This is a genomic window from Bacillus sp. JJ1503 (assembly GCF_036965125.1).
In the GTDB taxonomy this organism is placed as follows: Bacteria; Bacillota; Bacilli; order Bacillales; family Cytobacillaceae; genus Cytobacillus.
Window position 1 is genome coordinate 1 of record NZ_JBALOZ010000032.1, and the last position, 9,732, is coordinate 9,732.

A 9,732-nucleotide genomic window follows, 5' to 3' on the forward strand; every position below is an offset into this window, starting at 1 on the left:
AGAAACACTCACTATGAAGGCTTCATGACGAGCGTTTTGATCTTGGACTGACAGAAACACTCACTATGAAGTCTTCATGACAAGCATTTTGGGCTCGAAATCAAAGAAACACTAACAATGGGAGCACCCATTTTCCTAAAATCCAACCTCCGCAAATACCATTCGGTCCTTCCCGTTAATATCATAAACCGTCTCCACTTTTGCTTGAGGAAAGGCTTGTTTTAGCAGACTAGCAACAGCTTCACTTTGACCAGCCCCTACCTCAAAACCAATTAACGCCTGTTCGCGGGCAACAAGCGGGAGCTCTTCCGCTAGCCTTTTATAAATATTCAGACCATCAACTCCAGCAAACAGTGCCCGGTGCGGCTCGTGCTCAGTTACAACCTCTGACATCCATTCAATATCGCCATCCGGAATATACGGAGGGTTGGAAAGAACAATATCAAACCGCTCGCCACTCTCGATAAAGGGCTTCAGTAGATCTCCTTGGATAAAACGAACATTCGCACCAAGGTGATGGGCATTTTCCTCCGCTAAAAGCAGAGTCGGTCCATAAATATCTGTCGCGGTTACAGCTAATTCAGGGTTCTCAAGCTTTAACGTGACGGCAATAGCGCCGCTCCCCGTCCCGATATCCGCCAATTTAAGACCCTTCTGCATTCCAAAAAGTTTCCCGATTCGCTGCAGCGTATGATAAACAAGTTCCTCCGTTTCCGGACGAGGAATCAGAACATCCTCATTCACTTTAAAATCCCGCCCATAAAAGGACTCGAAACCAATAATATATTGAACGGGCCTGCCCTCACTATGAAGAAGCACCGCCTTCTTAAATGCCTCGAAAACCTGCGCCTCCACCTCTTCACGCAGGCTAGCTAAAAATTTTGACCGGTCCATTCTCATATAATGCTGCAATAATATTTCTCCCGCATTGTCATCTCGATTTTTTTCTTTTAAAAAAGAAGAAGCCCACTGGAGGGCTTCATAGACTTTCATAGCTTGATTACTCATTTGATGCACTTTCCAGCTTAGCTGACTGTTCTTCAACGATTAACGCATCAATCACTTCATCCAATTTTCCTGAAAGAATTTGGTCAAGCTTTTGGATCGTTAATCCAATGCGGTGGTCTGTTACACGATTTTGCGGGAAGTTGTACGTACGGATACGCTCAGAACGGTCTCCGGTACCAACTGCGGATTTACGGGCCTGATCATACTCAGCCTGTGCTTCCCGTTGGAATTTATCATAAACACGCGCACGTAAAACTTTCATGGCTTTTTCTTTATTCTTAATTTGCGATTTTTCATCCTGGCAGGAAACAACTGTACCTGTTGGAATATGTGTTAAACGAACAGCTGACATTGTGGTGTTAACACTCTGTCCACCTGGTCCGCTTGATGCAAATGTATCAACACGAACATCTTTATCATGAATTTCGATTTCTACTTCCTCTGCCTCTGGTAAAACAGCAACTGTTGACGTAGATGTGTGGATACGACCGCCAGATTCTGTTTCTGGCACACGCTGTACGCGGTGGGCGCCATTTTCAAACTTTAATTTTGAATAAGCGCCGTTTCCGTTAATCATAAAAATGATTTCCTTGTAGCCGCCCACTCCAGTTGAGTGCGTTTCAATGACTTCCGTTTTCCAGCCTTGTGTCTCAGCAAAACGGCTGTACATGCGGTATAAATCACCAGCAAACAAGGCAGCTTCATCTCCGCCTGCTGCTCCACGGATTTCCATAATGACGTTTTTATCATCGTTCGGATCTTTCGGGATTAAAAGAATCTTTAAACGAGCTTCTAATTCCTCGACCTTTTCTTCCAGCTCATCAAGCTCTTCCTTTACCATTTCACGCATTTCCGCATCTAGCTTTTCATCAAGCATGGCTTTCGCATCTTGATATTGCTCACGAACATCCTTATATTCACGATAAGCTTCAACAGTCTCTTGAATATCTGACTGTTCCTTCGAGTATTCGCGCAATTTTTTTGGATCATTAACAATTTCCGGATCACTTAAAAGCTCATTTAATCTTTCATAGCGGTCCTCTACAGATTGAAGACGATCAAACACAGCATTTCACCTCTAATTTCCATAACACTTCGGAGTATTATTTCCGAGCTATATCTATTCAATACGTTTACGCTAAAAGCAGCGATTCACGCTTATTCACCAATAAAGTCCATAACATTCTAATTATAGTATAGGTGAAAGATGAGGTCAAAAATAATTTGGAAAAAGAAATAGAAAAGGCTACCGTTTCAAGAACGATAACCTCTTTGGAAAATATTTTATGCGATATTAATCAAAGCAGTAATGGATTTTTTGGTAGGCAGAACGCATATCAATGACTTGTTTGCGAACATTCTCAACCGTATCCCGATCCTCAAGCACACTGACAATATAGTCTGCGATGATCTCCATCTCCGCTTCCTTCATGCCAAGGCGGGTAATTTCAATCGTTCCAATGCGCAAGCCGCTTGGAAAATCCCAATCCTCAGGTTTATCACTTGGAATCAGATTTTTATTCGTAATGATATTCGCTTTTGCCAGTTTATGAGCCACATCAAGCCCGCCACCGAACTGTTTTACATCCAAAATAACTTGATGAGTTTCGGTAAAACCTTTATGAGCTCCTAGTACTGTAATGCCTCGCTCATGCAATGCTTTTGCCAGCGCCTTGGCATTGGCCACAATTTGCGCCATATATTCCTTCCCAAATGCCAGGAATTCAGCTGCTGATGCCGCCAATGCTGCTACACGGTTCACTTGGTGAGTGGCAGCAAGTGCTGGGAAAATCGTATCGCAAATTGGCTTCGTTAGCTCAGGATCATTCCAGACAATAATTCCGCTCTGTGGTCCGCTGAATGTTTTTCCAGCTGAGCCTGTCATAACACAGGCACCCTCGTTTAATGGATCTTGGAATTGTCCGCCACCGATAAGGCCGAGCTGATGGGCTCCATCGAAGAATATTTTCCCGCCCCATTCGCTCACAATATCAGACATTTCCTTCAGCGGGAATGGGAACAGTGTCATGGACGCACCGAGAGTCACGAGCTTAGGCTTTACCTCCCTCGCCACCTTGGCAAACTCATCGATATTTACAACTAGATCAACAGGATCCATCGGAACATCGTAAATGTTCAAACCGCGAATTCCCGCAGGTCCATCGTAACGATTACTGGAATGTCCGCCAAACGGCTGAGCAATTGTTAAAATATTGTCCCCAGGCTTCGTTAACGCAGCATAAACCGTCATATTCCCAATCATACTGGCCACGAGGCGATGATCTGCATAATTACTATTAAATACCTTTTTCAGCAATTCCACACATAATGATTCAATTTCATCTATATATTTCGTTCCGGAAAACCATCTTTGTGTTGGTCCAATATGACCCTCAGCCGCTCTTGTTCCCACTTCAGAAGCTAATAATTGCCTTACAGTTGGGCTTGTCGGCGCCTCAGGGGCCAATAAATTAAGACACTCCTGCCCTCTCCAAATGGCATTCCGGTCGACAGCATCAATAATTTCCTTCTGGATTAATCTCGCAGAAGAGCTTTTTTCAATAATATCCTTTGCCCAATCTAATACCTTTGAGTCATGAACATCATAATTTCCAGCCGTTGTGGTAAGTGAAGTCATTGCCGTTGTGGTAAGTGAAGTCATTGCCGTTCCTCCTAAATTTGTAATCTAGTTCAATCCCTTTACAAAAAGCACAACATTCTGACTGATTATCGTATGAAAACTCAGAGCTGCATTGGAACATATTATTTAATTGGGAAATCCAAGCCCAAAACCAATATATCGCATATCGTTCAAACAGTCAATGACATTTTTCTGACTATTTTATTTTTTCTAATATTTATTTCTGATTTTAAGTGAATGACTAAAATGATTTATAGGACACGAAATGCAAGAATTAAATAAAGTATGTCCTTTAAATCTGGAGTAACCCGTTAATGACCTAGAAAAATTTAATCTCTTTAAAAAAAGCAAAATAAAAAGAGTATAACGGCTGTTATACTCAAAAAGTGCATCATTCACTTTATTCCGCATCTCCGACTAATAACCTTCCTAGACTCAGCCAATTTTCTTCTAACAGTGAACTGGCTAGGCTTGCATTTTTAGTTCGGCAGGCAGAAATGATTTCATCGTGCTCCGCAATCGATTTCATTCCATCAAGAGAACTAAACTTTGAAAATTCCAGTCTCCGAACCTTCGACATAATTCTTTCTAATGCCAGGCTTATTTCCTGATTCCCGGAAGCTAATAACAGAATCGCATGAAATTGGTCGTCTGCTTCCACTGCATCTAAAACATCTTTATTTTCTAATGCCCTTTTTAACTGAGCATTGCTTTCTTCCATTAGTTGAATATCTTCTTCCGTAATAGACGGTACTGCCAGACGTGCAGCTAACCCATGCAGGGCTGCAACAACGGTAAACGCGCTTTTCGCCTCCTCCAAATGAATTTCCGTAATTCGAGTTTGCGAGCCAGGCAATGATTCAACAAGGCCTTCATCCTCCAGCCTTTTGAGTGCTTCCCTCACAGGCGTTCTGCTAACACCAAACTGTGTGGCTAAATCCTTATCCATAATCCGCTGGCCAGGCTCTAATTCCAATGTCACAATGGCTTTCTTCAATGACTCATATACTTGATCTCTTAAAGCAGGGCGTGCAATCGTTTTAATTATCTTCATAAAACCAATATATCAACCTTGTATTTGTCTGTCAATTTAAGCATGACGGGCAAAGGCATCCTTATGAGTTTTTGCTTAGCTAGATTTATATCTTATCGCCGGTACCTTTAACGGTTTTTCCCTGTTGGAAACATAGCTGTGCAGAACCAATCCTGCAATGACCAATAGAATGCCGATCCAAGAAATAAACGAAGGAACAGGTGCTGATAAAATGAGCATCTCACCCGCTACGGCAAATAAAACTTCAAATGATTGCGTTGCTTCCACGGCTCCTAGCTTCTGCATATCCCCTTTTACTAAATCCGTTGCCTTGAAAAAAAGTACTGTAGCAATCACTCCAGAAAACAATGCAACTAGAAGTGATTGAAAGGTTTGTCCCGTGCTTGGCAGCCCAACAGTTGCAACTCCATATAAAGATAAAAGCAGCCAGAACGGCAGGCTTGCTAATGTCATCCCTAGCACCCGCTGATAAGCATCTAACCGATTTCCGCAAACCTCCATCATTTTCCGGTTCCCTAATGGATAGGCAAATGAGGCAATAATGACCGGCACCACCCCTAACAAGAGCATATTTCCAGAAAGATTGCTTGCTTGCTCTAGCTGCATGAATGCAACACCTAGAAGTATGATCAATGACATCGACAGACCGATAAGCGGAATTTTCCCTCTTACTTTAATAGGGCCGTTCCGTGTTTGTTTTGTTTCGAAAAATAATGGAGCGAGAAGTGAGCCCGATATGATCGTCACTTGCCATGTTCCGGCAATCAGCCATCCTGGTCCATAGGCCGCCGCAAAGCTTATAGGGGCGTAGAAAAGTCCAAATCCGATCAAACTCCATAGAAGCCAGGCGCCCGGATTCTTTTTCATTTCAATCAAAAGTGGCTTTAAATTCCTCCTGATCACGACAATAGCAATAAGAAATGGCACCATAAATATATATCGTAACGAAGCACTCCAAATCCAGCTTCCCCCTGATAGCTCCATTGATCGATTCAAAACGAATGTAAAGGCAAAAAAGAATGCTGCAAAGATACCTATTATGATCGGCCGCATGATGTTCTCTCCCCAAAATTTGAAATATTATGTTAAATTCATATAACTAATATATCGCATTTTGGTTTTTTATCAACTCTTTTTTAAAAGATTGAGGGAGATTTTTTTGTATAAATCTCGATAGTTGAAAAAACTTACGGACATACAATCCGCTATTTTCATTAAAAGACCTTATTCAAGGGGCTTTGCGGACACTAAGGACGTTATTTACATAAAAGCGCTAGAATATCACTGCTTTTTTACAAAATAAAGGAACCTCTGTCCGTATACATAAGGAATTAACCCGTTTTGTCACAGATAACGGAACTGGTGTCCGCCAAGATGACAATCCACAACAAAAAATACCCTGCTGCAACAGCAAGGCATTTTACCTTCGATCTTCTTGAATTTTTATTTCAATATGATAGCGAGGCAACGCATTTTCTAGCTTTTTTCGGAGATTAGACGCTTCCTTCGTTCTTTGGCTATCAGACAGCATGCCTTTTTTATAAGCCGTGACCCACATATCATCACCGTTTATCCATACGGGACCAGAACGGTAGCCATCTATGGCATCGATGACCTGGCGCGCTTGATTAATTTCTGACTGCTGATTTACCCTATTCGTTCCTGTCGTATTAGGAAAATTAGGATTTTGTTCATCCATTGTCCAAGCCCTCGTATTATAGTCCTGATCATCATTTCGGGTAGAAACATTTCTAAACCCATCTTGATCCTCATTCGGACCGTAAAGCTTTTCGACTCCACGATTAAAATTCGTACAGCCCGCCGTCAATACAAGAAGCATAATTATAACAAACCATCTTTTCATCACTTACACCTCCATCTATAGCATGTCCACTATACCGGAGATTCCACCGCCCAATTTCAGCCAAAAATTCCCCTCTAAAAATTTGCCAAAGCCAGGATATTCGCTAGATCTGCCAATATATCCGCTACTTTGGCAGAATATCCGCCAGTTCCATCAGGATATCCGCCACTTTGAACCATATATCCGCCACCGCCTTCTCCATAAACAAAAAAAACTGCCTGAATCTCTTCAGACAGTGTTAAGTATTTTATAAAAGCTGTGTTGCCTGCTCTTCACCCAGAATTTTGGGTGACTTTGGCACTTCATGATGATGCCGGCACCGTGCTTCATATGCTTCAGAAGCACCAACCAAAATAACAGGATCATCATAGGAAGCGGGCTCCCCGTTAATTAATCTTTGCGTACGGCTGGCTGGTGAGCCGCAAACCGCACAGACCGCTTGGAGCTTTGTCACTAATTCGGCAATGGCCATAAGATCTGGCATTTGGCCGAAGGGCTCGCCGCGGAAATCCTGATCGAGGCCTGCTGCAATGACACGATGGCCGCTATTCGCTAGATGCTGAATCACCTTTACAATTTCCGAGTCAAAAAATTGAACCTCATCAATAGCAATGACATCGATATCAGAGTGAATATGTTTGAAAATCTCTGTAGAATTTGAAATCGGTATAGCTGTAAAGGCTGTCCCATTATGGGAAACGACCGCTTCTTCACTATAGCGGTTATCTATTTGCGGTTTAAACACGACAATTTGCTGTTTCGCAAATTGCACTCTGCGTACCCGGCGAATCAGTTCTTCGGATTTTCCAGAGAACATGCTCCCGCAAATCACCTCTACCCATCCATGATGCTTCATGACATACATAGAAGGCCTCTCCTCCTTAAAAACAGTGCAAATTATGCTGTAAAATTGAAATAAAAAACAGGCAAGAAAGAAAACTTGCCTGTTTTGGTTTTTTTATTATTGTTGTTGCTTAATGCCGTATTTTTTGTTGAAACGGTCAACACGTCCGCCAGCTTCAGCGAATTTTTGACGACCTGTGTAGAATGGATGGCATTCAGAACAAGTTTCAACACGGATTTCCTTTTGAACAGAACCCGTTTCAAATTCATTACCACATGCACATTTAACGATTGCTTTATTGTAATTTGGATGAATTCCTGCTTTCATTCTTTTCATCTCCTTCCGCCCTGAATCATACTGAGACAGAGTTATATATTACGGGTCAAATTAGATGACCGTATAATCTAAAGCACACTGGAATTATTATAACAAGGTCAACCCCATTTTGCAATATTTGATTTCCTATATAAAGAGAGAAAAATTATCCACTAAATGTTTCCCCTTTTTCACTCTTTTCGGTGGAAATTGGGGAAGCTTATCGGCTTTGTTTCCAATTTCCCACTCTTCCTAAGAAGAATCTGGAAACTAATGACTTGTTTCCAATTTTTCCATCCAAAGAGGATCCTCTACTAGTGAGAACGCTTCGACTTCATTTCTTCTGCCAGATTTGCAAAAAAGTCTTCATTTGATTTCGTCTGTCTTAGCTTGCGCAAGAACTTCTCAGCAAAATCTGGTGAGTCTGACATGGATTTTCGAATCGCCCAAAGCATGTCCAGCTGTTCCTTCTGGATAAGAAGCTCTTCTTTACGCGTTCCGGAACGGCGGATATCAATCGCTGGGAAGATTCTTCTTTCAGCAAGTGAACGATCAAGATGAAGCTCCATATTCCCAGTCCCTTTAAATTCCTCGTAAATAACATCGTCCATTCTGGAGCCTGTATCGACAAGAGCAGTTGCTAATATGGTTAAGCTGCCGCCTTCTTCAATATTACGCGCCGCACCGAAGAAACGTTTTGGACGGTGGAAGGCTGCCGGGTCAATCCCCCCTGACAGCGTTCTGCCGCTCGGCGGAATAACAAGGTTATAGGCCCTTGCCAATCTCGTAATACTATCCATTAGGATCACAACATCGCGCTTATGCTCGACTAGGCGCATCGCACGTTCAAGGACAAGCTCCGCCACTTTAATATGATTTTCAGGAACCTCATCAAAGGTTGAGCTCACAACATCTCCCGCAACAGAGCGTTCAATATCAGTTACCTCTTCCGGGCGCTCATCAATTAAAAGGACGATAAGCTCCACTTCAGGATGGTTCGTTGTAATGCTATTAGCAATTTCTTTTAAAAGCATCGTTTTACCTGCTTTAGGCGGAGCGACAATTAAACCACGCTGTCCAAATCCAACTGGTGCCAGCACGTCCATAATTCTCGTAGAAAGATGCCTTTGCGTTGTTTCCAGCTTCATGTGGCTGTCTGGATATAACGGCGTTAAAGCAGGGAAATGCACGCGCTCCTTCGCGGTTTCCGGGTCGTCCCCATTAACAAGTTCTACTTGAAGCAAGCCAAAATACCGTTCATTCTCTTTCGGAGGACGAACTTTTCCAGAAACCTTATCCCCATTCCTTAAGTCAAAACGGCGGATTTGCGAAGCCGAAATATAAATATCCTCAGAGCTTGGTGAATAATTGATCGGCCTTAAAAATCCAAAGCCCTCTGATTGGATAATTTCCAGGACACCTTCCATAAAGAAGTATCCTTCCTTCTCTGCTCTCGCCTTTAAAATCGCAAAAATTAATTCTTTCTTTGTTAATTTGCTGTAATAAGAAACTTTATATTCACGGGCAAGCTCATAAAGCTCTTTTAACTTCATATTTTCTAAACTGGATATATTTAATCCCATAATGACACCACACTTTTATTTTTTCAAACTCTTCCCCTAAAAAATTGAAATCCGTCAACTTAAGAAACAATAAAATAAAACGGGAAAAATATGATTGAGGTAAAACTAAAACTAGTATTATATATAATTAAACTTGAGGATAAATCAAAAAAGGAGCCCATTTAATCCTACAACTTTGAAAGGTTATTTTTTTGAGGCAGCTTTATTGGAAAAACTTAAAAGCACTCCCCATAGGGGCCTGTATTAACTATATTTTATTTACAATTAGGAAACAAGTCAATTTTGGCAGGAAATAAGAGGATTCGGCCTGGCAAATTCATGGCCAGACCTTTTTACTTCTTTATCCTCTTCATTTTTAGCTTGGGAATGTGACTTCCCAATGGAATGAACTAGCATTCTGAAGATATTATCGCAGATTAACGG

General features: G+C 41.8%; 9 protein-coding genes. All 9 read right to left on the reverse strand.

The genetic code is table 11. The features are described from left to right. Positions 1-135 precede the first annotated feature (135 nt). The 9 genes from prmC to rho all read right to left on the reverse strand — a co-directional run bounded on the left by prmC (position 136) and on the right by rho (position 9,309). Positions 136-1,008, reverse strand: a complete 873-nt coding sequence (gene prmC / locus V7149_RS03375) for a peptide chain release factor N(5)-glutamine methyltransferase (RefSeq protein ID WP_335344247.1) — start codon at positions 1,006-1,008, stop codon at positions 136-138. Then, entirely contained in the window at positions 1,001-2,074 is a 1,074-nt protein-coding gene (gene prfA / locus V7149_RS03380) for a peptide chain release factor 1 (protein WP_335344248.1), read from the reverse strand. The genes prmC and prfA overlap by 8 nt, the downstream gene beginning before the upstream one ends. Before the next feature lie 228 nt (positions 2,075-2,302). Further along, the gene (gene glyA / locus V7149_RS03385) at positions 2,303-3,670 is read right to left on the reverse strand and encodes a serine hydroxymethyltransferase (protein ID WP_335344249.1); all 1,368 of its coding nucleotides are present in this window, start codon (positions 3,668-3,670) and stop codon (positions 2,303-2,305) included. Between the two features lie 379 nt (positions 3,671-4,049). Continuing rightward, complete coding sequence (locus tag V7149_RS03390; RefSeq protein WP_335344250.1) at positions 4,050-4,703, reverse strand: GntR family transcriptional regulator; 654 nt, start codon at positions 4,701-4,703, stop codon at positions 4,050-4,052. A gap of 75 nt (positions 4,704-4,778) precedes the next feature. Continuing rightward, complete coding sequence (locus V7149_RS03395) at positions 4,779-5,756, reverse strand: DMT family transporter (RefSeq protein ID WP_335344251.1); 978 nt, start codon at positions 5,754-5,756, stop codon at positions 4,779-4,781. Positions 5,757-6,123: 367 nt separating this feature from the next. Beyond that, positions 6,124-6,567 carry a hypothetical protein gene (locus tag V7149_RS03400; RefSeq protein WP_335344252.1) on the reverse strand — a complete coding sequence of 148 codons (444 nt, stop codon included), beginning with the start codon at positions 6,565-6,567 and terminating at the stop codon, positions 6,124-6,126. Between the two features lie 247 nt (positions 6,568-6,814). Continuing rightward, the gene (locus V7149_RS03405) at positions 6,815-7,432 is read right to left on the reverse strand and encodes a thymidine kinase (RefSeq protein ID WP_335344253.1); all 618 of its coding nucleotides are present in this window, start codon (positions 7,430-7,432) and stop codon (positions 6,815-6,817) included. Positions 7,433-7,528: 96 nt separating this feature from the next. Further along, complete coding sequence (gene rpmE, locus V7149_RS03410) at positions 7,529-7,738, reverse strand: 50S ribosomal protein L31 (RefSeq protein WP_315669110.1); 210 nt, start codon at positions 7,736-7,738, stop codon at positions 7,529-7,531. A gap of 302 nt (positions 7,739-8,040) precedes the next feature. After that, on the reverse strand, positions 8,041-9,309 hold the full coding sequence (rho, locus tag V7149_RS03415) for a transcription termination factor Rho (RefSeq protein ID WP_438824044.1): 1,269 nt from the start codon (positions 9,307-9,309) through the stop codon (positions 8,041-8,043). Between the last annotated feature and the right edge of the window lie 423 nt (positions 9,310-9,732).

Coding starts and splice junctions, on each gene's coding strand:
- V7149_RS03400 (WP_335344252.1), bottom strand. CDS start 6,567: ATGAAAAGATGGTTTGTTATAATTATGCTTCTTGTATTGACGGCGGGC.
- rpmE (WP_315669110.1), bottom strand. CDS start 7,738: ATGAAAGCAGGAATTCATCCAAATTACAATAAAGCAATCGTTAAATGT.
- prmC (WP_335344247.1), bottom strand. CDS start 1,008: ATGAGTAATCAAGCTATGAAAGTCTATGAAGCCCTCCAGTGGGCTTCT.
- V7149_RS03395 (WP_335344251.1), bottom strand. CDS start 5,756: ATGCGGCCGATCATAATAGGTATCTTTGCAGCATTCTTTTTTGCCTTT.
- rho (WP_438824044.1), bottom strand. CDS start 9,309: ATGGGATTAAATATATCCAGTTTAGAAAATATGAAGTTAAAAGAGCTT.
- V7149_RS03405 (WP_335344253.1), bottom strand. CDS start 7,432: ATGTATGTCATGAAGCATCATGGATGGGTAGAGGTGATTTGCGGGAGC.
- glyA (WP_335344249.1), bottom strand. CDS start 3,670: ATGACTTCACTTACCACAACGGCAATGACTTCACTTACCACAACGGCT.
- V7149_RS03390 (WP_335344250.1), bottom strand. CDS start 4,703: ATGAAGATAATTAAAACGATTGCACGCCCTGCTTTAAGAGATCAAGTA.